The 26,349-nt window shown below is 65.1% G+C and carries 16 protein-coding genes; 6 read left to right on the top strand and 10 right to left on the bottom strand.

The window, feature by feature from the left end:
• Positions 1 to 41: 41 nt before the first annotated feature.
• Together ACMDW7_RS08090 and ACMDW7_RS08085 are read right to left on the bottom strand one after the other, a co-directional pair.
• Positions 42 to 1,223 (bottom strand): sensor histidine kinase, encoded by a 1,182-nt coding sequence (locus ACMDW7_RS08090; RefSeq protein ID WP_377301681.1) that lies wholly within the window; start codon positions 1,221 to 1,223, stop codon positions 42 to 44.
• Positions 1,220 to 2,554 (bottom strand): sensor histidine kinase, encoded by a 1,335-nt coding sequence (locus tag ACMDW7_RS08085; protein WP_377301683.1) that lies wholly within the window; start codon positions 2,552 to 2,554, stop codon positions 1,220 to 1,222. Before ACMDW7_RS08085 ends, ACMDW7_RS08090 begins: the two co-directional genes overlap by 4 nt.
• Positions 2,555 to 2,788: 234 nt before the next feature.
• Here ACMDW7_RS08085 and ACMDW7_RS08080 point away from each other — a divergent pair, with 234 nt between their 5' ends.
• Positions 2,789 to 3,292 (top strand): DUF1993 family protein, encoded by a 504-nt coding sequence (locus tag ACMDW7_RS08080; protein ID WP_377301685.1) that lies wholly within the window; start codon positions 2,789 to 2,791, stop codon positions 3,290 to 3,292.
• 70 nt (positions 3,293 to 3,362) lie between these two features.
• Here ACMDW7_RS08080 and ACMDW7_RS08075 read toward each other — a convergent pair whose 3' ends face one another.
• Positions 3,363 to 4,187 (bottom strand): hypothetical protein, encoded by an 825-nt coding sequence (locus tag ACMDW7_RS08075; RefSeq protein ID WP_377301687.1) that lies wholly within the window; start codon positions 4,185 to 4,187, stop codon positions 3,363 to 3,365.
• Between the two features lie 330 nt (positions 4,188 to 4,517).
• Here ACMDW7_RS08075 and ACMDW7_RS08070 point away from each other — a divergent pair, with 330 nt between their 5' ends.
• Entirely contained in the window at positions 4,518 to 5,057 is a 540-nt protein-coding gene (locus ACMDW7_RS08070; protein ID WP_377301689.1) for a cysteine hydrolase family protein, read from the top strand.
• Between the two features lie 170 nt (positions 5,058 to 5,227).
• A complete protein-coding gene (locus tag ACMDW7_RS08065) occupies positions 5,228 to 7,279 on the top strand; it encodes an alpha/beta hydrolase family protein (RefSeq protein ID WP_377301691.1) in 2,052 nt (683 codons plus the stop codon).
• Between the two features lie 89 nt (positions 7,280 to 7,368).
• On the opposite strand, the gene purL is transcribed toward ACMDW7_RS08065, so the two are convergent.
• The 5 genes from purL to ACMDW7_RS08040 form a co-directional block, all read right to left on the bottom strand.
• Positions 7,369 to 11,481 carry a phosphoribosylformylglycinamidine synthase gene (gene purL / locus ACMDW7_RS08060; RefSeq protein ID WP_377301693.1) on the bottom strand — a complete coding sequence of 1,371 codons (4,113 nt, stop codon included), beginning with the start codon at positions 11,479 to 11,481 and terminating at the stop codon, positions 7,369 to 7,371.
• A gap of 75 nt (positions 11,482 to 11,556) precedes the next feature.
• Positions 11,557 to 13,272: a M48 family metalloprotease gene (locus tag ACMDW7_RS08055; RefSeq protein ID WP_414859637.1), complete on the bottom strand. Its 1,716-nt coding sequence runs from the start codon at positions 13,270 to 13,272 to the stop codon at positions 11,557 to 11,559.
• 196 nt (positions 13,273 to 13,468) lie between these two features.
• The gene (locus tag ACMDW7_RS08050; protein WP_377301697.1) at positions 13,469 to 14,500 is read right to left on the bottom strand and encodes an MBL fold metallo-hydrolase; all 1,032 of its coding nucleotides are present in this window, start codon (positions 14,498 to 14,500) and stop codon (positions 13,469 to 13,471) included.
• 345 nt (positions 14,501 to 14,845) lie between these two features.
• Positions 14,846 to 16,417 (bottom strand): methyl-accepting chemotaxis protein, encoded by a 1,572-nt coding sequence (locus tag ACMDW7_RS08045; protein ID WP_377301699.1) that lies wholly within the window; start codon positions 16,415 to 16,417, stop codon positions 14,846 to 14,848.
• Positions 16,418 to 16,693: 276 nt separating this feature from the next.
• Positions 16,694 to 19,231: a penicillin acylase family protein gene (locus ACMDW7_RS08040; protein WP_377301701.1), complete on the bottom strand. Its 2,538-nt coding sequence runs from the start codon at positions 19,229 to 19,231 to the stop codon at positions 16,694 to 16,696.
• Between the two features lie 313 nt (positions 19,232 to 19,544).
• On the opposite strand from ACMDW7_RS08040, the gene ACMDW7_RS08035 reads away from it, so the two are divergent.
• Both ACMDW7_RS08035 and ACMDW7_RS08030 read left to right on the top strand, forming a co-directional pair.
• On the top strand, positions 19,545 to 20,153 hold the full coding sequence (locus ACMDW7_RS08035) for a hypothetical protein (protein ID WP_377301703.1): 609 nt from the start codon (positions 19,545 to 19,547) through the stop codon (positions 20,151 to 20,153).
• 245 nt (positions 20,154 to 20,398) lie between these two features.
• Positions 20,399 to 21,067 (top strand): phytanoyl-CoA dioxygenase family protein, encoded by a 669-nt coding sequence (locus ACMDW7_RS08030; RefSeq protein WP_377301705.1) that lies wholly within the window; start codon positions 20,399 to 20,401, stop codon positions 21,065 to 21,067.
• Here ACMDW7_RS08030 and ACMDW7_RS08025 read toward each other — a convergent pair.
• Both ACMDW7_RS08025 and ACMDW7_RS08020 read right to left on the bottom strand, forming a co-directional pair.
• Positions 21,064 to 24,669 carry a hydantoinase B/oxoprolinase family protein gene (locus ACMDW7_RS08025; protein WP_377301707.1) on the bottom strand — a complete coding sequence of 1,202 codons (3,606 nt, stop codon included), beginning with the start codon at positions 24,667 to 24,669 and terminating at the stop codon, positions 21,064 to 21,066. The genes ACMDW7_RS08030 and ACMDW7_RS08025 overlap by 4 nt on opposite strands.
• Positions 24,670 to 24,699: 30 nt before the next feature.
• Positions 24,700 to 25,272: a winged helix DNA-binding protein gene (locus tag ACMDW7_RS08020; RefSeq protein WP_377301709.1), complete on the bottom strand. Its 573-nt coding sequence runs from the start codon at positions 25,270 to 25,272 to the stop codon at positions 24,700 to 24,702.
• A 105-nt stretch (positions 25,273 to 25,377) separates the two neighbouring features.
• Between ACMDW7_RS08020 and ACMDW7_RS08015 the strand changes: the two genes are divergently transcribed.
• Positions 25,378 to 26,349, top strand: coding sequence for a TRAP transporter substrate-binding protein (locus ACMDW7_RS08015; protein ID WP_377301711.1), 972 nt, complete (start codon positions 25,378 to 25,380; stop codon positions 26,347 to 26,349).

Here is a 26,349-nt window from a genome sequence, read left to right as displayed (position 1 = left end):
AGCAGAAAGCGTGCGAGTGTGCAGTGCCGGGCAGCTCAGGTCTATACCGCCGGCACGGGTGTGTTCAGGGCAGGCGCTGCGGGGGCTGAGAACGCCGGGCCTGCGGGCAGGCTCAAGCGCGCAAGGCATCCTTGCCCGGCCGGGTTGTCGAGAATTTCCAGCTGCGCCGCATCGCCGTAAGCCTGAGCCAGACGCAGACGCGAGTTGGCCAGCCCGACGCCACCCTTGCCGCCCTGCTTGCCTGCCGGTTGTGCATCCGACGTAACGCCTGGCACACCGCCCGGCGGCAGGCCAACGCCCGTGTCGGCCAACTCGATCAGGATCCGGTCGCCAGCAACGTGAGCCGACAGGCTGATGCAGCCACCGCGCAGCGCCGGGGTGATGCCGTGCTCCACCGCGTTCTCGGTCAAGGTGAGGAGAATGCCGGGTGGAAGCAAGACGGACTCCAGCGCCTGCGGCACAGACAGCTCGAACTGCAGGCGCTCGCCCAGGCGGGCACGCATCACCTCGAGGTAGCTGCGCACCGCTGCGGCTTCCTCGCCCATGGCAATGCTGCTCTTCTGGAACATGGGCAAGGTGGCACGCAGGTAAGCCGTCAGGCTTTCGAGCAGCGGAGCGGCACGGTCGTCCTTGGTGTTGACCCATTGCTGCAGGCTGGCCAGACTGTTGAACAGAAAGTGCGGCTGGATCTGCGCGGCAAGCATCTGGCGCTGCATTTCGAGACGCTTGTCGGTTTCGGCCAGCTCACGCAAGCGGCCTTCCACCATCACGGTGCGCGCAATGCTGAACACCAGCATCAAGGACAGAACCATCGTCCATGAGGTCATCATCCGGTTCGCTTCGGACTCCGTGAGCGTCTTTGCCGGTGGCAACCCGGCCATCGAGAACAGGAATCCCATGCCAAGCGCAACGATGAAGATCAACACGAAGATGATCCCGAGATTGGTGGCCCCCGTCAGGATCACGGGCTTGCGCCACACGCGATGGACCACCCAGATCACCGCGCTCGCGATGACCAGATCGCTCGCCAGGCGGATCACGAATGCCGGTCCAGTCAGTTTTGTCCCGATGTAGTCAAGCCCGAACACGAAGATCGAATACGCAACCATGTAGATGAGCCAGACGCGAGGCATCGGCTCGGCGGACGCCCGCGCGAGCTCTTCGCGGGTGAAGTTGCGATACGTTCCAAAGAAGAACAGCGCCAAGAACCGCCAGATGCTCACTGCGAGGCTCCTTGAAGGCAGATGCGTGCAATGGTTCGTCCGTCCTCAGCGGATCCCAGCCAGAACGATGCTGTCCCGCCAAACCGCCGCTCTAGGCGCTCCCTGGTGTTCGCAAGTCCGGTTCCGTCGTGCACCTGAGCAGGCAGCGGCATACCAGTGTTGCTGACCTCGACCACCGTTGCACCTCCCTGCTGTGCAGACGACACCACAACCGAGCCGCCGCTCAACGCGCCGGTAATCCCATGCTCCACAGCGTTTTCCACAAGAGTCAGCAGAATGCCCGGTGGGATCCGCACGGCGCCTGAACACTCATCGACATTGACCTCGAACTGCAGTCGATTACCCATGCGCGCCTGCATGATGGTCAGGTAGCGCTGCGCCAAGGTCGCTTCCTCGACGAGGCTCACGTCTTCGCGGCCGAGCAGTTGCGTGCTGGCGCGCAAAAACTGCGTCAGTTCGCGCAGCAAGGGCCCGGCTCGCTTGTCCCCCGCGTCGACCCAGTGTTGCAGTGCAGCCAACGTATTGAACAGAAAGTGCGGCTGGATCTGCGCCTGCAGCACCTTCAGGCGTGCCTCGGCCGCGGCGCGTGCAGCGGCGTCGCGCTGCGCGGCAAGCTCGGCCTCCCGCAACTGGCCCTGCAGGCGTTGCTGCAACTGACGCCGGCGGATCCAGCTCACAAGCAGTGCCACACCCACCACGGTCGCAATGCCGGCGATGGCCACCGGAATGGTCTGGATCACCGCATCCCGAGCAAGCACGATCATCGAACTGATCGACCAATCGTCGTCCCGCAATGTCTTGGCAAGCGTGTAGCCCGCAATGCCGCCGAGATAGCCGCTCAAAATGAAGCGCAGCGCCCGATCCCATGCTGGCCGACGGACGCGTGATGGCATCGGGCTCCAAGCCTTGGGACCGGTATCGGACAGCCCATCCGGCGCAAACCAGGCCGTCATGACAGTGACGATCAGCACTGTCCAGAGCACCAGACTGGACAACACCGCCAATACGGGATGCACACCGTTGAAGATCAGGCCCAGCGCGATGCCGGCCATCGAGGCCACCAGGCCGAACAGCGCTCCGAGAGAGCGACGCGAGTACAGCCAAAGGTCGAACGCCATTAAGTCGGCGCGCTGCTCCGGGCTGAACATGCAGTACTTGGGGAGCGCCCAAGCGAAATACTTGCGCTGGAGCCAGTTCATGCCGCTGGTATCGACTTCCGGCAGCGGCGCGGCGCTCGCCCCGCCGTCTGATCCGGGTACCGCCGTCCGACCGGGCGCTGGGGCTTGCGTCGCAGGTGAAGGCCGATCGAGTTCTTGTGTGGGTGACTGCATGGGCGCAGTGTATGGGCGGCCTCTCCGGCGAGCGTGAACGCGGGGCGGATCGCCGGTTCCCGCGCATCACTGGCAGGGAAAGCGACATGAACAGCGGGTGTGTTGGCAGATGCCGGGCAGAGTTCAGGGGCATTGCTTGCCCCCGATCCGCCGGTGGGTGGGCGCGTTGCCTACACTTGCTGCGCCCGGAGGCGGCCGCCTCCCGCTCCAACCAGAATTGCAAGGACCCTCCTCATGCCTACGCTCTACGCCCAGACCGCGCCGACCTTTGTTCGCCAGCTCACGAACCTGTCCAGCATCCTGGACAAGGCGCAGCACCACGCAGACTCAATGAAGTTTGACAGTAGCAACTATCTGCAGCTGCGTCTGATTGCCGACATGCTGAGCTTCACCCGCCAGGTGCAGATCGCCTGCGACTTTGCCAAGGGCGCCATGTCGCGTCTGGCGAGCGTGGAGGTGCCCAAGTGGGAAGACAACGAGGCGAGTCTGGCCGACCTGAAGGCCCGCATCGCCAAGACGATCGACTACGTGCAGAGCTTCAAGCCCGAGCAGCTGGACGGGCCGGAGTCCCGAACGATCAGCATCAAGATCGGCGGCCAGGACAAGCAGTTCGATGCACCCACCTACGTGAGCTACATCGTCATGCCCAACTTCTACTTCCACCTCACCACCGCGTACGCCATCCTGCGCAGCAACGGCGTTCCGCTGGGCAAGGGTGATTTCATCGGCAACGTCTGAGCGTTCAGCACGGCAGCGCCAAAGCAAAAAGGGCAGCCCGTGGCTGCCCTTTGCTTTGTTCAATAGACGCCTACGCCGTAACTTGCACGGCGTAGCCGCGCACCACATCGTCCATCAGTTCCACGATGCGCTCGCTGGCGCTGACCGCGGCTACGGAGAACTTGGCGGCATCCACGTTGCGCTGATCCACCGCCGTAGCCAGGTAGCCGAACTGGATCTTCACTGCGTCGAGCTGCGCACGGATCGCCGGCGTGGTCTCCGCGGCTTTCTCCAGCGAGGTATGGGCGGCGTCGAAGCTCGTCCGTGCGATGCGCACGCCCTGCCCCACGTCCACACCAGCTTGCTGCAGCAGGTAGCCGCGTGCAATTTGCATGACGCGGGTGCGCTGCATCGCAGCCGTGCTGGTGAGCGCCGCCGCCGGCTGGCGCGAGGATTCTGTCAGCGCACGGGTCAGGCCGGCGGCACTTTCGGAAAATCGCTCGGACGCCACGTACATGGCATACAGGCCACCGCGCGTGGGCTGGCGCAGGAAGTGGCGCTTGACCTCGGCCCAGTCGTCGGCCGCGAGCTTGAGCGACTGCCGAAGCGGTCCGGTAGCCGGGACGGCCAGCTCAATCGTCTGGAATGAGGCGTCCACATTCCGGGTGGATTCGGTGATCGCCCGCAGGCCGACATCAGGCTCCACACCCAGCAGAACCTGCGCATAGCTGCGCGCCATGCGGTTACCGTCGGTCTGGCTGCGGCCCGCGCGGTCGATGTTGGTTCCCGGCGTGTTGCGCGGCGCAGCGGCCGCAGGCTTGCGCGTTTGCGCGGAAACGGAAGTGCTGGTTACGAACCCGATAGCGCTCAGGGCGCCGAAGACGAGCACTTCGCGACGATTGAGTGAACTGGACATTCCTGACCCCCACAGCTGGAACGTTTTGTTACACGCATCCTATGAGCGACTTCGTCGTTGCACGAAGCCCGTAGATCCTCAAACCTGGGGAGAGTTATGTGCAACTGGCCTCAAGTTTCTTTCGCTGACACAGTCAAGTCGAGCAGTCACCCGTGCCGTGCCCTGATTGCCCACGCTCCCTTCGCTTGGTACGCAGCGTGAGCCACAATGCAACCGAAAATGACCGAATTTGATCCGAATTGAATCTGTTCAACGGCACTTTCCGCTTGTCCAATGGACTTCCTCAGATAATTCATTGGAGCAGTATAAATGGCCGAAATTGACTCTCAAATGTCCGCAGCACTCCTGGTGATCGACGCCCAGGCCTCATTTCCAGCGCGGCCCTATTGGCAGGACACGGACGTTCCGGGCTGGCTGGACGCACAGAACCGACTGATTGACGCATTTGCAAAGCAAGGCAAACCCGTCGTGCGCGTGTTGCATGTTGAAGACACCGGACCATTCAGCCTGGAAAGTGGCCTCGTGCGGCCAATCGACGGCCTGCGCGCATTCGATGCCGCACTGACGATTCATAAGCACGCGCACTCTGCGTTTGCCGGCACGCCGCTGGCCGCGTGGCTGCTGCAGCGCCGCATCGGCCGCATCGTGATCAGCGGCATCCGCACCGAACAATGCTGCGAGACCACCACGCGCGACGCGTCTGACCGCGGATTTCAGGTGGACTACGTTACTGAAGCCACCCTCACCTTCCCAATGCGCCACGCCAACGGACGCCTGTTCAGCTCGGCAGAGATCAAGGAACGTACAGAACTGGTGCTGGCCGGGCGCTTTGCGAGGATATGCACAGTGGACACACTCGCGGCCGCTTGAGCCTGAACGCCACAGCTGATCCGCGTCTACCCGCCACCTGACCCACAGAACGGTCCATTCGTGCACTGTGAGCGCCGGCGGCACTGCCCTACGGTATTCTGCGGCCGCTCTCAGGCAGCGTGCGTCCCTTATCCCGGAACGCACGCCCGGGATCTGACCAGGAGAAGCCGATGTTCAAACAGTTCACTGCGGCGTGCTTGTTCGCCGCCGCAGGTGCCGCGCTGGCCCAAACCGGGCAAGGCGCTGCGCCAAACAACCTCACCAGAGTGGAAGTTCAGGGGACGAAGGCCAGTCTGGTCAGCGTCGAGGACTTCGTCCGCCAGCCAGCGCTCACGCAGCCCATCATGTCGCGGTCCGGGCGCTACTTCGCCTCCACGGCCCCCTCCCGTGGCCGCATGAATCTGGTAGTGATGGACCTTCAGACGCGCCAGGGCTCGCTGCTCAGCTCGCTGTCCGACTTTGACGTCATCGGCATCAACTGGGTCGGTGAAGATCACCTTGTGTTCTCGCTGGGCCAACAGAACTCTCCCACCGGCCCGGGGCAGTTTGACGGCGGCGGCCTGTTCGCGGTGAGTCGAGACGGCAAGTACCAGCGCCGCATCTCGCCCACCATCCGCGAAGTGCGTGCGCAGAACCAGTTTGTGTACCGCGGCCTGTCCTACTTTCGGTCCATTCCGGGCAGCGACACGGAGTTTCTGGCCACCGGCAACCTGACCTCGGCCGAATCGACCGACGTATATCGCGTGGACGTGCGCACGGGTCGTTCTACGCTGATCACCCAGGGTCGCCCGCCGGGCATCGCCACACGCTGGGTGCTCGACAGCAAGCTGGTGCCCCGCGTGGTTGAAATGGTTCGCCGTGATGAACTGATCACTACGGTCCACTATCGCAAGGATGCGGACTCGCCCTGGCAGGAAATCGCCCGTTATGACCCGACAAAGGGTCCGGTCTTCAAGCCGCTGGCCTTCGAGTCAGACGACAAGATCCTGCAGGTCGCCTACAACGGCGAGCGCCAGAATATGGCCGTGTTCCGCTATGACCCGGAAGCCAAGAAGATGATCGAGGTCGCGGCCCAGCATCCGCGCTTTGATATGGGTGCAGACGCTCAGGGCCAGATCGTTCCCGGTGTCATCACGGAACCGGGTACCGGCAAGATCATTGGCTACGCCGTTGCTGCCGACAAGCCGCAGACGGTGTGGATCGACGAAACCTACCAGCGCTTCCAGCGCATGATCGACGGCGCATTGCCCAACACGGTCAACACCTTCCGTCGCACGCCGGACGGCAAGCAGTTCCTCGTAACGGCCGTGTCGGACCGCAGCTCACCGCGCTGGTATCTCATGCACGAAGAAAAGAAGACGCTTGAGGAGATTGGTGCCGGCCGCCCCTGGCTGAACGCCGACAAGCTGGCTGAAGTGCGCCCCTTCCTGCTCAAGACCCGCGACGGTCTGGAAATCCCCTCGTACTACATCCTGCCGCGTGACTACGTGCCGGGCACCAAGGTCCCCACGGTGCTTCACATCCACGGTGGTCCGTTTGCACGTGCTGACCTCTGGGGCCAATTCAGCTTCGGCATCATGGAAGGCCAGATCCTCGCTTCGCGCGGCTACGCCGTCGTGATCCCGAACTTCCGCGTCACACCGGGCCTGGGTAACGACATCTACTACAAGGGCTTCGGCGCCTATGGCCGCCAGATGTCCGAAGACCACGAAGACGCCGCACGCTGGGCCATCGCTCAGGGCTTCGCTGACCCGAAGCGCATGTGCATCTCCGGCGCCAGCTACGGCGGCTATGCCGTGATGCGGGCCCTGCAAAAGTCGCCTGATCTCTTCAAGTGTGGGGTGGCCGGCCTGATGGTCGTGGACATGAAGCGTCAGCTCACCTCGCGCTTCGGCGACACCGCCGGCAACGATGCAGGTGTCGAGTACTGGCGCCGTGTGCTGGGCGTGCCCAACCTGGATGACCCGATCGTGCGACAGATCTCGCCCAACTTCTGGGCCGATCAGATCAAGCAGCCGGTGTTCATCTATGCCGGTCGCGACGATATCCGTACGCCGCTTGAACAGACGCGCTTGATGATCGACGCGCTCACGCGTGCCGGCAACCCGCCAAAGGATGTGATGATTGCGGACAATGAAGGCCATGGCTTCGGCCGCGTCGAGAACAACAAGGAACTCTACGAGCGCATGCTCAAGTTCCTGGCTGAACACCTCGAAAAGTAAGCCGCCTTCCAACCCGGGCTTCATGTCCGGTGCTGAGAAAAACGGGCCGCAGTTGCGGCCCGTTTCATTTGGTGGGTCTCAGGAGCGAATCACCCCAGCGCATTGCGCGCATTGCGCCACATGCGCATCCAGGGCCCGTCTTCGCCCCACCCTTGCGGTGCCCAGGAGTGCAGCACGGTACGGAAGATGCGCTCAGGGTGCGGCATCATGATCGTGGCGCGGCCGTCCGTGCTCGTCACGGCGGTGATGCCGGCGGGCGCGCCGTTCGGGTTGAGCGGGTAGACCTCGGTGCCCTGACCGGTGCCGTCCACAAAGCGGGCTGCAACCAGCGTGGCAGCCATGTTGCCGGTCTGGCTGTAGTCCGCGTAGCCCTCGCCATGGCAGACGACGATCGGCGCACGGGTCCCTGCCATGCTCTCGAAGAACTTGGAAGGGCTGGCTTCCACGCCCATCATCACCGTGCGGGCCTCGTACTGCTCGCTCGTGTTGCGGGTGAACTTGGGCCAGGCGTCGGCACCCGGGATGAGCGGCTTGAGGTTGGCCATCATCTGGCAGCCGTTGCAGACGCCCAGGCTAAGCGTGTCGGGGCGGCGGAAGAATTCCGCAAATTGCTCGGTGAGCTGCGCGTTGAACAGGATCGTCTTGGCCCAGCCTTCGCCTGCGCCCAGTACGTCGCCGTAGCTGAAGCCGCCCACGGCCACCAGCGCCTGGAAGTCGGCCAGCTTCGCGCGGCCGGCAATCAGGTCGCTCATGTGCACATCGATGGCCTCGAAGCCCGCCTTGTGGAAGGTGTAGGCCATTTCCACCTGACTGTTGCAGCCCTGCTCGCGCAGCACGGCCACCTTCGGCTTGGCGCCCTTGCCGATGAAGGGGGCTGCAATGTCCTCGGCCGGATCGAAGCTCAGCTCAGCGTAGAGACCGCGGTGCGTCTCATCGGCGATCAGCGCGAATTCGCTGTCGGCGCCGGCCGGGTTGTCGCGGCCCTTCTGTATCTCGAAGCTGACGCGGCTCCATTCCTGCTGCAGCTCGCTGCGCGAGACAGACAGGATGCACTTGGCGTCGCGATAGACCTCGATCTTGCCGCCCTGCATGGGCTTGCCGATCAGGTGCGAATGCGCACCGAGGCCGGCGGCGCGCAGCACGTCCATCACCGGCGTCAGGTCGTCCTTGCGAATCTGGATGACGGCACCGAGTTCTTCGTTGAACAGGGCCTTGAAGGTCAGCTCGTTGCGCTGGACCATGACCTGCTCGGGGCGGATCTTGAAGTCGCCCCAGTCCTTGGCATGCGGATCGATCGTCAGCAGATCGATGTTCAGATACACGCCGCAGCGGCCGGCAAAAGCCATCTCGGCCACGGTGGCAAACAGGCCGCCGTCGCTCTTGTCGTGGTAGGCCAGGATGGCGCCCTCTGCATTGAGCGTCTGGATGCTCGCAAAGAAGGCGAGCAGGCGGTCGGCGTCGTCCACGTCGGGCGCGTCATTGCCGATCTGCTGCGTGACCTGCGCAAAGATGCTCGCGCCCATGCGCTGCTTGCCGAAGCCGAGGTCGATGAACAGCAGCGCGGTCTCGCCTGCATCCGTACGCAGCTGCGGCGTCAGGCTCATGCGCACATCGGGCACGGGTGCGAAGGCGCTGATGATCAGCGAGACCGGGGCCTGCACTTTCTTGGCCTGGTCATCATCGGTCCATGTGGTCTTCATGGACAGGCTGTCCTTGCCCACCGGGATGCTGATGCCCAGCGCCGGGCACAGCTCCATGCCCACGGCGTGCACGGCATCGAACAGGGCCGCGTCCTGCCCCGCCTCGCCGCAGGCGGCCATCCAGTTGGCGGAAAGCTTCAGGTGCTCGATGCGTTCGATCGGCGCAGAGGCGATGTTTGTGATCGCCTCGCCCACCGCCATGCGAGCGGCGGCCTTGGGGTCGAAGACGGCTAGCGGCGTACGTTCGCCCATGGCCATCGCCTCGCCCCGGTAGCCGCTGTAGTCCATCAGGCTGATCGCGCAGTCCGCCACCGGCACCTGCCAGGGGCCGACCATCTGGTCGCGGTGCGTCAGGCCGCCCACCATGCGGTCGCCGATCGTGATCAGAAAGCTCTTGTTGGCGACCGTGGGATGACGCAGCACCGCTTTGGTCAGGTCCTCCAGCTTCCAGGGCTGGGCGCAGTCGATCGCCGGCAGGGTGGGCAACGCGCGCTGGACGTTGCGGTGCATCTTGGGCGGCTTGCCCAGCAGCACCTGCAGCGGCATGTCCACGGGCGCCATGCCGGAATCCGCCGCCACGGTGAGCTGGCGCACTTCAGTCACCTGGCCGAGCACGGCATAGGGGCAGCGCTCGCGCTGGCAGACAAAGTCGAAGAGTTCCAGGCTCTCGGGGCCGATCGCCAGGACATAGCGCTCCTGGCTCTCGTTGCACCACATCTCCGCCGGAGACAGACCGCTCTCCTCGACCGGAATGTTCTTGAGCAGCAGGCTCGCGCCACGGCCGGCGTCGTTCACGATCTCCGGCGTCGCATTTGACAGACCACCCGCGCCCACGTCATGGATCGAGAGGATGGGGTTCTTGGCCTGCATGGACCAGCAGCGGTCAATGACCTCTTGGGCCCGGCGCTCGATTTCCGGATTGCCGCGCTGCACGCTGTCGAAATCCAGCTCGGCCGTATTGCTGCCCACACCCATGCTCGATGCCGCACCGCCGCCCATGCCGATCCGGAAACCCGGGCCGCCCAGCTGGATGATCAGTGCGCCTTCGGGCAGCGCATGCTTGCCCACGTTGGCCGCCGGAATGTTGCCCAGGCCGCCGGCGATCATGATGGGCTTGTGATAGCCGTAGCGCGTGCCGGCGACGTTCTGCTCGAACACGCGGAAGTAGCCGTTCAGGTTCGGCCGACCGAACTCGTTGTTGAAGGCGGCGCCACCCAGCGGGCCGTCGATCATGATCTGCAGCGCACTCGCAATGCGTTCAGGCTGGCCGTAGTCGGCCGCCTTGCCCATCGCCTCGCGCTCCCGGCCATCCACGCCGTAGGGCGCGGTCACGTCCTGATCGTCTTCCCAGGGCTCGGCCAGGTTCGGCAGGTGCAGGTGACTGACCGAGAAACCGGTCAGGCCGATCTTGGGCTTGGAGCCGCGGCCGGTGGCACCTTCATCGCGGATCTCACCGCCCGCGCCGGTGGAGGCGCCGGCAAAGGGCGAGATGGCCGTGGGGTGGTTGTGCGTCTCCACCTTCATCAGCGTGTGGGTCAGCTCGCGGCGCGGCGTCCACACCGTGCCAAAGGCCAGCTCCGGGTTGGGCGAGACGGGCACGAAGCGCTCGACCTCGGCACCTTCCATCACGGAGGCGTTGTCCGAGTAGGCCACTACCGTGCCCTGCGGGCTCACGGCGTGGGTATTGCGAATCATCTTGAACAGGGACAGCGGCTGCGCCACGCCGTCCACGGTCCAGTCCGCGTTGAAGATCTTGTGGCGGCAATGTTCGCTGTTGGCCTGCGCGAACATCATCAGCTCCACGTCCGTGGGGTTGCGCTTCAGTTCCTCGGTGAAGGCGCGAACGAGGTAGTCAATCTCATCCTCCGACAGCGCCAGACCTAGCGCGCTGTTGGCCGCCACCAGCGCGGCGCGGCCCTGCCCCAGCACATCCACGGTGGCCAGCGGCTTGCCTTCGCGCTGGGCAAACACCACCGCGGCATCGAATCCGGCGGGCATCACGGTTTCGGTCATGCGGTCATGCAGCAGCGCAGCCACGGCCTGCAGCTGTTCGGCACTCAACTTGGCTTCGCTACCCAGGCCCATCAGCGTGCGCTTGAGCGTCAGGCGGTAGGCCACGCCACGCTCCAGGCGCTTGACGCTGGCCAGTCCGCAGTTGTGGGCAATGTCCGTGGCCTTGCTGGCCCAGGGGCTCACCGTGCCAAGGCGCGGCACCACCACGAGGTGCTCGCCGGTTGCTGCATCCGCCGCCATGGGCACGCCGTAGTGCAACAGGCCGTTGAGGGTGTTGCGCACCGCCTCGGTAGGCGCCTCGGTCAGCCACACGTAGTGGACAAACCATCCCTCCACATCGGTGATGGCCTCCGACACCTCACGCAGGCTGGCCAGCAGCCGGGCACGACGAAAGTCAGACAGCGCCTGGGGGCCAGGCAGTGCGAGGGTGGTAGACGAGGCGGGAGACTGGACAGACTGCGCGGGGGATTGCGCTTGGGAGGGCGTCATGGCGGGCGGGTTGGCGCGTAAAAGCGGATTTTACGGCCCTTCTCACCGCCCTCGCGGGCCGTCCTGATGATGCGCCTAGAGCTCCAGCTCCTTGCGCTGGCGTACATGAACCGCCGCTTCAGTGCTGAAGTGCAGCATTCCGATGGCTGCGTGAGACATCGGAAGCCAAGCCGCGAGCGCAGTGGCAAACCGGGCTTCCAACTCATCATCGTTGAGACGGGCAGCGGCGATCGCCTCCGGCTGGGCCGAAACGACGAGGGCATGAACGCACAAGCGCCGATCCGCGCGCGACGCGCCCAGCACCAACTCCACGTCAACGCTCACCAGCCAGGCTGCGTCCAGCCCAGGCACGTCACTCAAGCCGTCACGAAGCTGACGCCGCACCTGCGGCGCAAAGCCCGAGGGGCGCCCCTCACCAGCCAAAATCCGGCCGCGAGCATGCTCCAGGGCCTCTGCCTCCGCCTTGCTCGCCTGCCGCAGCCAATCGCTCCATCGCGTTCGATCTGCCGCACTCCCATGCTGGTCAAGGAAGCGCAGCCCGCGCACGAATGCAGGGACGCGCCAGGCAACGGCCTCGCGCGCCAGAGCCTCCAGCAAGACGAGTCCTTCTCGGTCTGCGGCATCCAGAAGGGTGCGCGCCTGCAGGTAGCGTAGTTCGGCATGCTGCGGAACCTGCTGCGCAAGTTCATCGATCCGGGTAAGGCCGCGCTGTGGGTCGAGGCCGTAGATCGCGCGGGCAGCAATGAGCTGCTCGTCGATCGGCGCACCCGCTGAAAGTGCATCTGCCCAGGCGAAGCGCGCGTGCTCATTGCGCCAGTTTGCGAGCTCCGCGGCGTACCAGCGAGCGTTGAACGCCGCGGCTTTCGCGGTCCACGCGCCGCCCAACAACTGCGCCGCATTGCCTTCAGGCAACACGCAGGTGCCAACTGGCTGATTGAGCGCCGCCAGCCGGGCCGCGGTGCTTGGGTGCGTGTCAGATTCGTCAGGCGGATGGGACGCGACCTCGATCAACAGCTCGTCCAGCCGCTCGCCCGACCAGGATCTGAGTTGCGCGTCGAATTGATCGAGCAGGTCCGCCGGTGGGAGCGGCTCGGCGGCGCGCCGGTTCTTCAACAGGTCCGGAATATGTTCAGTCCACACCGAACCGAGCACGGCGACACGCCGCAGCGCCTGTGCGAATGACGCTGCACCGACGACAGACGCTGCATCGGCATCGGCCTCGAACTCACACCAGCGACAGTGCGCGAAGCTTGCCCGCTCGAAAGCCGGAAGAAACTGCGCCGCATACCAGGCTGCGGCACGATCCAGGATCGAGTCTGCTTCGCTCTGCAAGGCAGCAAACTGCCGCCAACCCGAGCGCGCCCGATAGATCCAGTGGCCCAGCCTGCCGTGGCGTCGAGAAAAGTGGCCGAACTCGTGGGCAAGAACCGCACGCAAGTCGTCTGCGTCCAGCGCGGCCAGAAGCGGGATGCCGAGTGTGAGTACGCGTTTTGTGCCGATTAGTCCGAACCAACCCCGCGACTCCCCTGCGCTGGCGTTGAACTCGTCGTTGAGACGGACCTCCAAGCGACCCGGCACGTCCAGCTTGGCCCGAACATCGTCGATGAGACTGAACAGCGCAGGTGCGTCATCCCGGGCAAGGACCTCGCCATCAAACTCCAGCTTGGGGCGTACCACCCACGCAAAGAAGGCCAGCGCAGCAGCACCCAGACACCAATACAGCAGCGGATAGCCTAGGGCGACGAGACCGAACGCCATCGGCAGGCCGATCGGCGCAAGCAGTGCCGCCATGAGCAGCGCATCAGCAAGAAAAGCCTGCACGCCTAGCCGTATGCGCCCGACTGAGGACGTGGGTGCATCAGCTGCACCCGTACTGGCAACAAGAGATCGGTCGGTCAAAGCCGGGTCCAGCTCACATGATGAAGACCGGACTATTGCACGCCGGCGAGGTGAGCCGGCGTGCTGAGGCCTTGGCGTTTACCCCGCGTCACACCACCTTGAAGTCGAACCCGTTGCCCATCTTCTCGATCCGCCCAAACGCCGGGAACGGGAAGTGGTAGCCGCCGACCATGACCTTGTCGGCTGCGGCGCGCTCCAGCACCTTGCGGCGGGTGGCGCGGGCGGCTTCGGCGTCCATGTCGAACTGGACGGCCCAATCCGGGTTGCGCACGAACAGCACGGGCACGTTCGAGAGGTCGCCCACGTAGAGGAACTTCTCCTTGCCATTGGTGACCTCGAACAGGGTGTGGCCGGGGGTGTGGCCGTAGGCTTCGATGGCCTTCACACCGGCGCCGAAGTCGTGGCCGGGCTTGAAGCGCTCCAGCTGGGCTGCCGGATAGTTGTTGAACACGCGGCGGCTGTTGTTGAAGCCGCCGCGCTGGGCCTCGGGCACGGCGTTCATCTTGGCGTCGTCCATCCAGTGGGCCCATTCCATCTCGGGCACCCAGACCTTGGCCTTGGGGAAGGCGAGCGAGCCGTCGCGATTGCGCAGGCCGTTGATGTGGTCGCCGTGGAAGTGGGTGATGACGACGGTGTCGATGTCATCAGCCTTGAAGCCGGCGGCCTCGAGGTTGGCGAGCATGCGGCCGGTGGTGGGGGCGCCGAACTGGCCGTTGCCGGTGTCCATCAGGATGCGCCGCTTGCCGTCCACGACCAGGAAGGCGGTGAAACCGATGTCCACGAACTCGGTGGGCAGGTTCGCAGCCTTGAGTGCCGCCCGCACGTCGGCCAGGGGCGCGTTGCGCACAAAGCCTTCGGCCAGCGGACGGCGGGCGACGCCGCAGTTCAGGGCGATGATCTCGGCGCTGCCGAGCTTCATGCGGCGAAAACCCGGTGCGGGCAGATTGGGCGTGCCGAAATTGGGTGCCGGGGCTGGGGCCGGCGCAGGCGCGGGGGCCGGTGCAGGCGCTGTCTGGGCCAGGGCCATCGGCACGGCCAGGCCGGTAGAGGCCACCGCCGTCGCCACGGCGCCGCCGACGCGCAGGAAGTCACGGCGGTTCTGGATCTTGGGAGAGGTCACGCTTCGCTCCTTGTGAGTCTGTAGGAGATGCCGCGCCTGTATGTGCCACTGAGGGGCAGGCGGACATCGGACTGACCGGCACATCATTACCGGCAAGTAGCGAATTATTTGTTCGAGTTGACGCTGAGTGGCACTGCCGGATACCCGTAACACCTGAAGATCCGCTTGGCACAAGCGGAAACAGCCCTCTGCGACTCGTTCAACGAATTTGAATGACTAAGTGTTTACCCGAACACACTGGACGTGCCGCGAACGCGTGGGGCCGCACAGTGCACCGCGGCGATCGGGTGCGCCGAGCCGCGCGATGCCCGCGCCTTGGCGCGCTGAAGGGACAGGCCGGCTCAATCACGCCGCCTGTCGTGCGCCTGCACCGGCGAGGCGGAACACACTGACGGCCTGCACCAAGTTGCCTGCCTGGGATCGCAGGTTCTCCGCGGCGGTGGCGCTTTGCTCCACCAGCGCTGCATTCTGCTGTGTCACGTGGTCCATCTGCGCCACGGTCTGGCCCACCTGCTGGACCCCTGCGCTCTGCTCCACCGAGGCCGAGCTGATCTGGCCGACGATGTCGCTGACGCGGCGGATCGAGCTGACCACCTCCTGCATGGTCTGGCCGGCCTGATCCACCAGTGCCGTGCCCTGCTCCACGCGGGCCACGCTGTTACCGATCAGATCCTTGATCTCGCGAGCGGCTTGCGCACTGCGCTGGGCGAGGTTGCGCACCTCGTCGGCCACCACGGCAAAGCCGCGGCCCTGCTCGCCGGCTCGGGCCGCCTCGACGCTGGCGTTCAGCGCGAGGATGTTGGTCTGGAACGCGATACCGTCGATGGTGCCGATGATGTCGACAATCCTGCGTGAGCTCTCGTTGATGTCACGCATGGTCCCGACCACACGGTCAACCGCGTCGCCGCCCTGTGTGGCGATGTCCGAAGCGCGCTGCGCAAGCTGGTTGGCCTGCAGGGCGTTGTCGGCGTTCTGGCGCACGGTCGTGCCTAGCTGCTCCATGGTTGCAGCGGTCACCTGCAGCGAACCGGACTGCTCCTCTGTGCGCTGCGTGAGGTCCTGATTGCCGCGGGCGATCTGCGTGGTCGCTTCAGCAACGCGCTCGGCGTTGGCGCGAACCTCGGCCACGATGGCTGCCAGGGCTGCCTGCATGTCGCCCATGGCGCCGATCAGTGGCGTGAATTCGTCTCGACGGGTGTCCTGCACGGTCTGCGTCAGGTCGCCGTCACGCACGCGCTCGGCTGTCTCGCGAAGCTCACGCACACGGGCGCGCAGCGCAAAGCCGATGTAGCCGGCCAGCACGATCAGCCCCAGGCTGATGGATACGACCAGCCCCATGAACACGTTTCTCGTGGAGGCAGCATCAGCGCGGATGGCCGCGATGTCAGCTCGCAGCATGTCTTCCTGGTACTTCACCGTATCAGCCACCTGGACCAGCAGCGCCTGACGTGCAGGGATGGTGCGCTCCACGAGAAAGGCCACCGCGTCCGCGGTGGAGCCCTCATTGATCTTGGCGAGGTTTTCACCGCCCACGGCCCAGAAATTGGCCAGTGCCGGCTTGAGCGCCTCGATGCGCTTACGGCCGCCCTCGGTGGACACATTCTTTTCGAACTCAGCCATCAGGCCATCAATGACGCCCTTGAGCCGTGCAATGTCGGCCAGCGTGGCGGCACGTTCCTCGGGCGTGCGCGACAGCATGGTGTGGCGAACCTGCAAGGACACCCGTGTGACGTTGAGTTCGAGCGCCGCCATGCGCTGCAGCTGCGGGACACGCAGCGCCTCGGTACGCGCAGCCCGCGTGTCAATCTCCTGCAGGCGTGAAGCGGTGTAGGCGGCGCAACCCACAAGCGCCAGGGTGATCGCAGCGACGGCCAGGTACAGCCGACTCGCCAGGCCCCATGAATTCCAGATTTGCATACGTGTATCCCGACTCGAATTGCCCAACGCGCCGCACTGTGCTTCTAGGGGCCGGGATGTCATCGTTCAGCGTCCGTGACTGCGAGGCGAACTTCCCCTTGTCCCGACGATGAGCGATGCACCGCAACCGATTGCAACGCACCGGGATGGAGCATGCCGCGCGCTCCATCATGGTGAATCGAGGATATGGGGAGCAAACACCCGCCAATTCGACCGCGCGCAGTCCGCGTTCACGGTGACCCGAAGCGCGCCACGCGTACGCGCACGCGCGCGCTCTCAGGGTGAAGGGACAAGGCGCAATGCGTGCCGGGTCGAGGCACTGAGCGCACCGTCGCTCATCCGCATGGGCACGCGCTCGCCGGCGGCCCACTTCGGGCCGTAGTCGCTGTACCCAGGCAGCATGAACAGGCCGTTCTGGCCGGTGCTGCTGATGAAGCTGCCGCCATCCGCATTGGCCATGTCGTAGATGGCGCGGTAGCCCGCGCCGTGCACGGTGGCAAATTGATCGGTCGGCCTGGCGCCACTGCTCAAGTCCGGGTCGCGCAGGCGAAAGCCGCTCTGGTTCACGCTGAAGGGATCGCTGGCTACCGGGAATCGCAGCTCGAACTGCCCCTGGAGCAGCCCCACGCGCGAGAACGGCCGGTGCTCCATGCGCACGCTGTGCAGCTGCGCCCAGTTCCAGCGGCTCATCTCCGCCGTGCCGCTGACCCGCTCGAGCAGGACCAGTGCGGAATCCAGCGCCTTCAGGCCGATCTCTTCACAACTCTCCCTGGCGGGCGTGCGGGTGTCGTCGCACCAGCGCGCCTGGTCCGGGTTGCCCTGGGTGGCGGCGAGCAACGCACGGTTGAGCTGGCTGTTGAAGGCATCCGGCCAGACGCCGGCCAGATCGTCCTCAAACGTCAGGCGCAGCATCTCGCGCCACCACGCCGCGATAATCGCGGCCTCGCTGCCGGCGTCCATCCGGCCGTTCCACACGGCCAGGCGCGTGAGCACATCCGTGACGCGGCCAGGCGAGGCCTTGCCGCTGTTGAACATCTTGCGCCAGAAGGGCTGGTACGCCTTCATGCCGCCGCTCAGGTTGTCCATGTGCATCGCGCCGAAGCTCTCGGGCGTGTGCTTGTCGGTGGCGCGCAGCAGCTCGCCGATGCGGTCTGTCCGGTAGGCGCTGGCCCACTCGGCGGTGATGAAGAAGGGATAGTCCGGCGTGACCACCTTGGCATTGGCTGAGAACAACGCGCCGGTGCTGGGATTCAGATTGCGCGGCAGGTTCTCGAAGGGCAGAAAGCCGTTCCAGTCGTACCTGGCGTCCCAGCCCGGTGCGGGCGCCAGACCCATGAGGTCGTTGTCGATGGCGCGCAGCGGGATGCGTCCAGGTGCCACGAAGCCGATGCGCCCGTCTGTGCTGGCAAACACCACGTTCTGCTGCGGCGCGTGGAAGTTTCGCAGCGCCTCCACAAAGGCGTCGAAATTGCCGGCCAGGTTCATGTCGAAGCTGGCGCGCATGGTCTGGTCGTCCGGCTCCAGCGCGGCCCAGCGCAGTGACACCACATACTTGTTCTGTGCGGCCAGGGCCTTGTTCAGGGCGCTGGATGCCTCGCTGATGACGGGGCCATGGCGGGTGCTGCGCACCGTGAGCTGAACATTTGCCTCGCCCTTGACCTTGATGGTTTCGGTGCGCGTGGTGAAGGGCGCAAAACCGTCCGGCGTGCGGTACTGGGCCGGGTTGGCGGCATCAATCTCCTCTATGTAGAGGTCCTGCGTGTCCGGCCCGGTGTTGGTGAAGCCCCAGGCCACCGCCTGATTGCGTCCCAGCACGATGGCTGGCAGCCCCGGCATGCTCGCGCCGATCACATCCAGCCCCGGTGCCTGCAGATGCGCCAGATACCAGAGCGAAGGCGCCGAGAAGCTCAGGTGCGGGTCATTGGCCAGCAGCGGCTTGCCCGTGGCGCTGCGGCTGCCGGCCACCACCCAGTTGTTGCTGCCGACGTTCTTCTCAGCCGCGGTCTGCGCCCTGCCCTCCAGGTCCAGCATGGGTGCAAGCTGGGCCAGCAGTTGGCGCTGCATCCAGCCCGGTTGAGCGGGCTGCGGTGCCTCGACCTTCGGGACCGGCGACACGCCGGGCGCCACGCCCAACTCCCGGTACAGCGCCACGTAGTCCCGCGTGGCCGCGGGCACCGGGTCGTTGAGCAGCAGGCTGTCGATGCCGGCCTTGTCGGTCAGCCCCGACAGGCGCAGGCGCAGCACCTCGTTGGTCCAGTTGGTGGAGAGATCCCAGGCCATCATGATCTGCCAGCCCAGGGAGTCCTCGATGCGCCAGGGCTCGATCGGACCGGCGCGCAGGATCAGGTGCTCCGGCGTGGTCTTGCCGCTGGCAATCACGGCGTTGATGCCGTCTGCATAGGCCTGCAGCAGCTCGCGGGTGCGATCGTCCAGCGCCTTGGCGCGCTCCGCGGCGGCCTGCGGGACCCCGAGGGTGCGGATGAACTTGTCGGTGGAGAGCGCGCCGGCGCCAAGGATTTCGGACAGGCGGCCGCTGGCGATGCGTCGGTGCGTCTCCAGTTGCCAGAGCCGCTCCTGCGCGTGCAGATTGCCCAGGGCAAAGACCGCGTCGCGCACCGAGGTGGCGCGAATATGCGCCACGCCATCCACATCGCGCAGGATGGTCGCGGGCTCGCGCAGGCCCTTGGCTGCCAGCTCGCCCTCCACCCGCGGCGAAAACGCCGCCTTGGCCACGAACCACAGCACCACGCCCACGGCGAGCAGAACAAGCGCCACGCCGATGACCCACTTCAGAATCCGAATTGCCCACGTCACCCTGTCCACCCTGTGCTGCGTCGATCAGTGCGGCGATGGTAGCGGCGGGGTGCGATGCGGCGCTGCGTACGGCACGCTGCTGTGGGTCTGCTGCGACGGGTGTGATGCGGGCTCAACAGGCGCAAGCGGCTGAAGTCCGAAGAGGCTTTCCGCTTGTCTGGTGCGGGTTTTGAGACATTTTGGGCTGGAAAGCGCCTCTGGGAGCGGATCTCAGCGAAAGCGCTTTGCTCGGCTTCGGGGTTGCTACCGATGGAGCGCGTGCAAGTTGCCGGCTTGAATCCGGCGCAGTTGGCTACTACCCCCAACTTCCAGAATGAAACTTCCAGCATTGAGCTTCGCGAACGGCGCGGGCATGCACATCAAGTACAGCTTGGCGTACTTCGCTTTGCCTGTGACATGCGCTCTATTGGGGGCGCTCGCTTTGGCGGGGCTAGCTGCTTGGCTGACTGGAACCTCATGGAACGGGAAGCTGCCAGACTGGCACGTCTTGGCCAAATTTGCGCTCGTTACAGGCCCCGTCGCGATCGGTCTCGCTATCGGGGTGTACTTGGGCGCCGGACTCAATCTACTGATTGCAACGCATGTACTCGGGTGGCCAAAGGACCGCATTGATCTGGTGTTCTGGACCGGGCGCGCCCCGGCCGATTGGCTGGACACAGATTGGCTCCCACCCAGCGGGCCTGCGTTGATTGCCGCCCAGGAAAAGTGGCAACGCGACCGCGAGATCGGGCCCCTGCGCTTCATCAGCAAGCACGGCCTAATCTGGGGCACCGGGATGTTCTGTGCAACCAGCCTGATCCCGCAATTTGTGAACTGGTCAGACCGTAGCCCAGAGATTCTCGCGATGGGTATGGCGATCTGGGTCGTTTGTGGTGTGTGGATTGGCTGGTGGCGCTACTACCGCGAGCCCATCCCCGAATAGCGCTTACGCCACCCTGTACCTCCCATCCCCCGGGGTCTCAATCACGAACACATCCCCCGGTGCCATCTCTGCGCTGACGATGTGCCCCAGAACCTCCACGCGGCCAGGTGCGAGCTCGAAGGGCGCACGGACGCTCAATCTCGCAAGAGAACGGCGATCCACGTGGCGCAGCAGCGGCACATTTTTCGTCATTGAGAACACAGACCGGGCAGAATCGGAGGATGAGTCGAGCCCTTGAAGTCCCCATGCGGTTCACAGATCATGGTGCCGAGTTGATCCAGCGCGCGTTCGACCAAACCGCCGCACTCGATCTCGTGAACCATCTGAACGAGCTGCCCGCGGGAGCAGCCGGAACCCGAAATCTGCTTTGCCACGGCTGGTGCGAGGAACTATTGGCTCGCCTTCGGGGGCACCCGAAAGTCGTTGCACTGCTCCCAGCCAATCATGCCGCTGTTCAGTGCACGTTGTTTGAGAAGTCCGTAGACCGCAATTGGCTCGTCCCGCTTCATCAAGATCTGTCGATCCCCGTCGCCAGCCGAGTCAGCGGCAAGCATTTGAACGGTTGGTCGAAGAAGGAAGGTGTCTGGTATGTGCAGGCGCCGCTTGACGTACTCGCACGTCTGGTCGCGCTGCGCATCCACGTCGATCCGTGCCCGGAAGACGCTGGGCCGCTCCGCGTCGTGCCAGGTTCCCACCACCTAGGGCGAATCGCCGAAGCGGATGCGGCTAAGGTCCGCGATCAGTTCGGCGAGCGGACCGTTACGGCCCAAGTTGGCGACGTCCTCGCGATCAGCCCGCTCGTGCTGCACGCTTCTTCCAAGGCGACTGGAAGCAGTCGACGCAGAGTGATCCATGTGCTGTTTGGCCCGAGGGACTTGCCACTCGGGCTGCAGTGGGCGAACGAGCACGCTTAGCCCGCGCTCCCGTACCCCCCACCCCCCGGCGTCTCGATCACGAACACATCCCCCGGCCCCATCTCTGCGCTGCCGATGTGCCCCAGAACCTCCACGCGGCCATCGGCGCGTTCCACTCGGTTGGCGCCCAGCGCGCCGGGCGCGCCGCCCGCCATGCCGAAGGGCGCGTGGATGCGGTTGTTGGAGAGGATGCTGGCCATCATCGCCTCTCTGAAGCGCACGCGTCGGGTCCCGCCGTCACCGCCCCGCCAGCGCCCTGCCCCGCCTGAGCCGCGGCGGATTTCGTAGCTCTCCAAGACCACCGGGAAGCGCGACTCCAGGACCTCGGGGTCGGTCAGGCGGCTGTTGGTCATGTGGGTTTGCACGACCGCCGTGCCCGGGTAGCCATCACCGGCGCCGGACCCGCCCGAGATGGTCTCGTAATACTGGTAGCGCTCGTTGCCAAAGGTGAAGTTGTTCATGGTCTGCTGGCTGCTGGCCATGACACCCAGCGCGCCGTAGAGGGCATTGGTCACGCAGCTAGAGGTCTCCACATTGCCCGAGACCACGCTGGCTGGCGGGTTCGGGTTGAGCATGGAGCCGGGCGGCACGATGACCTTCAGGGGCTTCAGGCAGCCGGCATTGAGTGGAATGTCGTCATCCACCAGGGTACGGAACACATACAGCACTGCGGCCATGGTGACGGCACGCGGGGCGTTGAAGTTGTTGTCCTGCTGCGGGCTGGTGCCGGTGAAGTCGATTACGGCTTCTCGTCGGGTGCTGTCCACAGTCACCTGCACCGCGATGACCGCGCCGTTGTCCAGTTCCAGGCGGTACTGGCCGTCCTTCAAGGACGTGATGACCTGCCGCACGGCTTCCTCGGCGTTGTCCTGCACGTGGCCCATGTAGGCCTGCACCACCGGCAGGCCGAACTGAGCGACCATCTTGCGCAGCTCCTCGGCGCCCTTCTGGTTGGCGGCGATCTGCGCACGCAGGTCGGCAATGTTCTGGCTGGGGTTACGCGCCGGGTACTTGGCGCCCGTGAGGAGTGCGAGCAACTCGGCCTCGCGGAAACGGCCTTCGTCCACCAGCTTGAAGTTGGTGAGCAGCACGCCTTCTTCCTCGATGGTGCGCGAGTCCGGCGGCATGGAGCCCGGCGTCAGGCCGCCGATATCTGCGTGGTGCCCCCGGGAGCCGACGTAGAACGCGGGCTGCAGCCCGTCCAGGAACACGGGCGTGATGACCGTGACGTCCGGCAGGTGCGTACCCCCGCGGTAAGGGTCATTCAGCACATACACATCGCCTGGCTTCATGCTGCCGGCGTTGTCGCGGATCACGGCCTGGATGCTCTCCCCCATGCTGCCGAGGTGCACGGGCATATGTGGCGCGTTGGCGATGAGTTCGCCCGCAGCGCTGAAGATGGCGCAGCTGAAATCCAGCCGCTCTTTGATGTTGACCGAGTGCGCGGTGTTCTGCAGGGCGTAGCCCATCTGCTCGGCGATGTTCATGAAGAGGTTGTTGAACACCTCGAGCATCACCGGGTCCACAGCCGTGCCAATTGCATGGCGCGCATCGCGCGCCACCACGCGGCGCAGCACGAGGTGGTCCAGATGCGTGAGTTCGGCCTGCCAGCCGGGCTCCACCACGGTGGTGGCGTTGGGCTCGGCAATGATGGCCGGGCCCTGCAGCACATCGCCCGGCCGCAGGTCTGCACGGCGGTGCAGCGGCGTGGCATGCCAGGCGCTGCCCGCATGCATCTGCACCGTCTCGGCGGCCACCAGCGGGCCGCTGCGCGGGCTGAACTGCGCCGCGCGCGCGCTGTCTTCGCCCGTGCCGCCCACGGCTTCGACCACCACACTGTCGATCACCAGCGGCCGGTCACTCATGAGGAAGGCAAAGCGCTGGCGATACGCTGCCTCGAAGGCGGCGCGCATGGCGGCGGGTGTGTCCCAGGCCACGGCGATGGTGCTGTCCGTGCCGCGGTACTTGATCTGGGCGCGGCGCAGCACCTGCAGGTGCTCGTGCAGGACGCCCTGAGCGAGCAGCGCATCACGGGCCTGCTCGGCCAGATCGTCCAGCACGCCATTCACGGTGGCGGCCTCGTCCAGCGCGGTTTCCACCGTGCGCTCACGCATGGCCACCTGCGGCGCCAGCCCCATGCCGTAGGCCGAGAGCACGCCAGCCAGCGGATGGGCAAATACCGTGCTCATGCCCAGCGCATCGGCCACGAGACATGCATGCTGCCCGCCCGCACCGCCGAAGGTGGTGAGCACATAGCGCGTGACGTCGTACCCACGCTGCACGCTGATCTTCTTGATGGCGTTGGCCATGTTTGCCACGGCAATCTGCAGAAAGCCTTCTGCGAGCTGCTCGGGCGTGGTGGGGCGGCCGGTGCTCATGCTCACGGCGTCGGCCAGACGCGTGAACTTCTCCACGACCACCTCCCGGTCCAGCGGCTGGTCTGCATTGGGGCCGAAGACCTTGGGAAACCAGGCCGGCTGGATCTTGCCGAGCATGACGTTGCAGTCCGTCACGGCCAGCGGGCCGCCGCGGCGGTAGCTGGCCGGGCCGGGGTTGGCGCCGGCGGAGTCCGGCCCCACGCGCAGACGGCTGCCGTCAAAGTGCAGGATGGACCCTCCGCCCGCGGCCACCGTATGAATACTCATCATCGGCGCGCGCAGGCGCACGCCCGCCACCTGGGTCTCGAACTCGCGCTCCAATTCGCCGGCGTAGTGCGACACGTCTGTGCTCGTGCCGCCCATGTCAAAGCCGATCACGTGGTCAAAGCCTGCACTCCGGCTGACCTGCGCCATCCCGACGATGCCGCCGGCCGGCCCGGAGAGCACGCTGTCCTTGCCCTGGAAGGCGCTCGCTGCCGCAAGGCCGCCATTGCTCTGCATGAACTGCAGATTCACCCCGGGTAGCTCGGCAGCGACCTGCTCAACGTAGCGCCGCAGGATGGGCGAGAGATAGGCGTCCACCACGGTGGTGTCGCCGCGCGCCACGAACTTGATCATCGGGCTGACCGCGTGGCTGGCGCTGATCTGCGTGAAGCCGATCTGCCGCGCGATCTCGGCCACTGCCTGCTCGTGCACCGGGTGCTTCCAGCCGTGCATGAAGACAATCGCCACAGAGCGGTACCGCTTGTCCCATGCGGCTTTCAGGGCATTTTCGGCCTGAGAGGCGCTCCAGGAGCCGCTCTCGCTACCGTCTTCGAGGACGCGGCAGTCCAGCTCGATGACCTCGCTGTACAGCAGCTCGGGCAGCAGGATGTGTCGATCGAACAGGCGCGGGCGGTTCTGGTAGGCAATGCGCAGGGCATCACGAAAGCCCCGGTTGGTCACGAGCACCGTGGGCTCGCCCTTGCGTTCGAGAAGCGCGTTGGTGGCCACCGTCGTGCCCATCTTCACGGCTTCAATCCGTTCGGCCGGCACGGGTTCGCCCGGCTGAAGCCCCAGCAGCTGGCGGATGCCGGCCACGGCCGCGTCGCGGTACTGCTCCGGGTTCTCGGAGAGCAGCTTGGCCGTGACGAGAGCGCCGTCCGGGCGGCGCGCGACGATGTCTGTGAAGGTGCCTCCACGATCGATCCAGAACTGCCAGCGGTCTTGGACTTTGGGATTCATGCGGTATCCGTGTTGGAGTTCAGGCGCAGTTCAGAGCGAGGTGGCTGCGCGGGCCGCCTGGTCATACAGGCCGCTGAGCGCACGCAACAGCGCCGCGAGCTGGCCGATCTCTTCGTTCTCGTCCGCAGAGATGGCTGAGATCAGGCAGGCCTCGCGCACCTCGCGGTAGCGCTGGGCGATGCGCTGGCCCACGGGGCTGGTGCGATAGAAGACTTCCTTGCCGATCTTCTCGCTCTCGACGGCACCGAGCGCCACCAGCTTCTTGAGCGAGTAGTTCACGACGTGCGTGTCTTCGTAGTTGAGCGTGAAGCAGATGTCAGCCAGCTTCTTGCTGCGCTCTCGGTGGTTGACGTGGTGCAGCACCAGCACGTCGGTCAGTGTGAGATCCGGCATGCCGGCAGCCGCCATGCAGCGCACGGCCCAGCGGGCAAAGGCATTGCCCGCGATGATCAGGCCGAACTCAAACTCTGACAGCTCGGTGGAGCGCTCCGACACCAAGTGCGCCGAGGAGACGATGGCGGCGCCCATGCTGGTTTCGGCTACGCGTGGGTAGGCCGGCGCGGCGGGCTGGGCAGGAGAACCTGCGGTCTTGCGTCGTGACATTTTTGTTGACACCGTGCAAAAACAACGTCAACAATTTATCGACGTTTTTTGAACGTTGCAATGACCCAAGCACCAAAACACCGGGTCGCCATCAGGAGGACACCCATGAAGCTCGTTGCTCGACTGCTCTCTCTGGCCGCACTCTCTGCCCTGCCCTTCATGGCGGGCGCACAAACCAAGTGGGATCTGCCCAGCGCCTATCCGGCCAGCAACTTCCACACCGAGAACCTCACGCAGTTTGCGGCCGATGTGAACAAGGCCACTGCCGGCAAACTGGTGATCACGGTGCACAACAACGCTTCCCTGTTCAAGGCACCCGAGATCAAGCGCGCTGTGCAGTCCGGCCAGGCCCAGGCGGGCGAAATTCTCATGGCCAACTTCCAGAACGAGTGGCAAGTCTGGGGCCTGGACGGCGTGCCTTTCCTCGCCGACAGCTATGACGAAGCCGCCAAACTCTGGCGTGTGCAAAAGCCCGCCATCGAGAAGAAGCTCGGCGAGCAAGGGATGATGCTGCTGTACTCGATCCCCTGGCCGCCTCAAGGCATTTACAGCAAGAAGCCGCTGAACTCAGCGGCGGATCTGAAGGGCATCAAGTGGCGCGCCTACAGCCCGGCCACAGCACGCATTGCCGAGCTCGTGGGTGCACAACCTGTGACCGTTCAGGCCGCAGAACTGTCCCAGGCCATGGCCACCGGCGTGGTGGAGAGCTACATGTCCTCCGGCGCCACGGGCTATGACACCAAGACCTTCGAGCACCTCAAGTTCTGGTACGACACCCAGGCCTGGCTGCCAAAGAACGCCGTCATCATGAACAAGAAGGCCTTTGATGCACTTGACAAGCCGACGCAGGCCGCCCTGCTGAAGGCTGCCGCCGACGCGGAGACCCGCGGCTGGGCCCTGTCCCGTCAGAAGAACGGCGAATACCTGGATCTGCTGCGCAAGGCCGGCATGACGATTGCCCCGCCGTCGGCTGCACTGAAGACCGACATGAAGAAGGTGGGCGACACCATGCTCAAGGAATGGATCGAGAAGGCCGGGCCCGAAGGCAAGGCACTCGTTGACGCATTCAACAAGTAA

Origin of the sequence: Piscinibacterium candidicorallinum (assembly GCF_047549485.1) — a bacterium.
GTDB classification, from domain to species: Bacteria; Pseudomonadota; Gammaproteobacteria; order Burkholderiales; family Burkholderiaceae_C; genus Piscinibacterium; species Piscinibacterium candidicorallinum.
The sequence above is the reverse complement of the archived record's forward strand: the minus strand, read 5'-3'. Positions and strand labels throughout refer to the sequence as shown.

Coding starts and splice junctions, on each gene's coding strand:
- purL (WP_377301693.1), bottom strand. CDS start 11,481: ATGACGCCCTCCCAAGCGCAATCCCCCGCGCAGTCTGTCCAGTCTCCC.
- ACMDW7_RS08015 (WP_377301711.1), top strand. CDS start 25,378: ATGAAGCTCGTTGCTCGACTGCTCTCTCTGGCCGCACTCTCTGCCCTG.
- ACMDW7_RS08020 (WP_377301709.1), bottom strand. CDS start 25,272: ATGTCACGACGCAAGACCGCAGGTTCTCCTGCCCAGCCCGCCGCGCCG.
- ACMDW7_RS08085 (WP_377301683.1), bottom strand. CDS start 2,554: ATGCAGTCACCCACACAAGAACTCGATCGGCCTTCACCTGCGACGCAA.
- ACMDW7_RS08045 (WP_377301699.1), bottom strand. CDS start 16,417: ATGCAAATCTGGAATTCATGGGGCCTGGCGAGTCGGCTGTACCTGGCC.
- ACMDW7_RS08070 (WP_377301689.1), top strand. CDS start 4,518: ATGTCCGCAGCACTCCTGGTGATCGACGCCCAGGCCTCATTTCCAGCG.
- ACMDW7_RS08055 (WP_414859637.1), bottom strand. CDS start 13,272: ATGGCGGCACTGCTTGCGCCGATCGGCCTGCCGATGGCGTTCGGTCTC.
- ACMDW7_RS08075 (WP_377301687.1), bottom strand. CDS start 4,187: ATGTCCAGTTCACTCAATCGTCGCGAAGTGCTCGTCTTCGGCGCCCTG.
- ACMDW7_RS08035 (WP_377301703.1), top strand. CDS start 19,545: ATGAAACTTCCAGCATTGAGCTTCGCGAACGGCGCGGGCATGCACATC.
- ACMDW7_RS08025 (WP_377301707.1), bottom strand. CDS start 24,669: ATGAATCCCAAAGTCCAAGACCGCTGGCAGTTCTGGATCGATCGTGGA.
- ACMDW7_RS08030 (WP_377301705.1), top strand. CDS start 20,399: ATGCGGTTCACAGATCATGGTGCCGAGTTGATCCAGCGCGCGTTCGAC.
- ACMDW7_RS08065 (WP_377301691.1), top strand. CDS start 5,228: ATGTTCAAACAGTTCACTGCGGCGTGCTTGTTCGCCGCCGCAGGTGCC.
- ACMDW7_RS08080 (WP_377301685.1), top strand. CDS start 2,789: ATGCCTACGCTCTACGCCCAGACCGCGCCGACCTTTGTTCGCCAGCTC.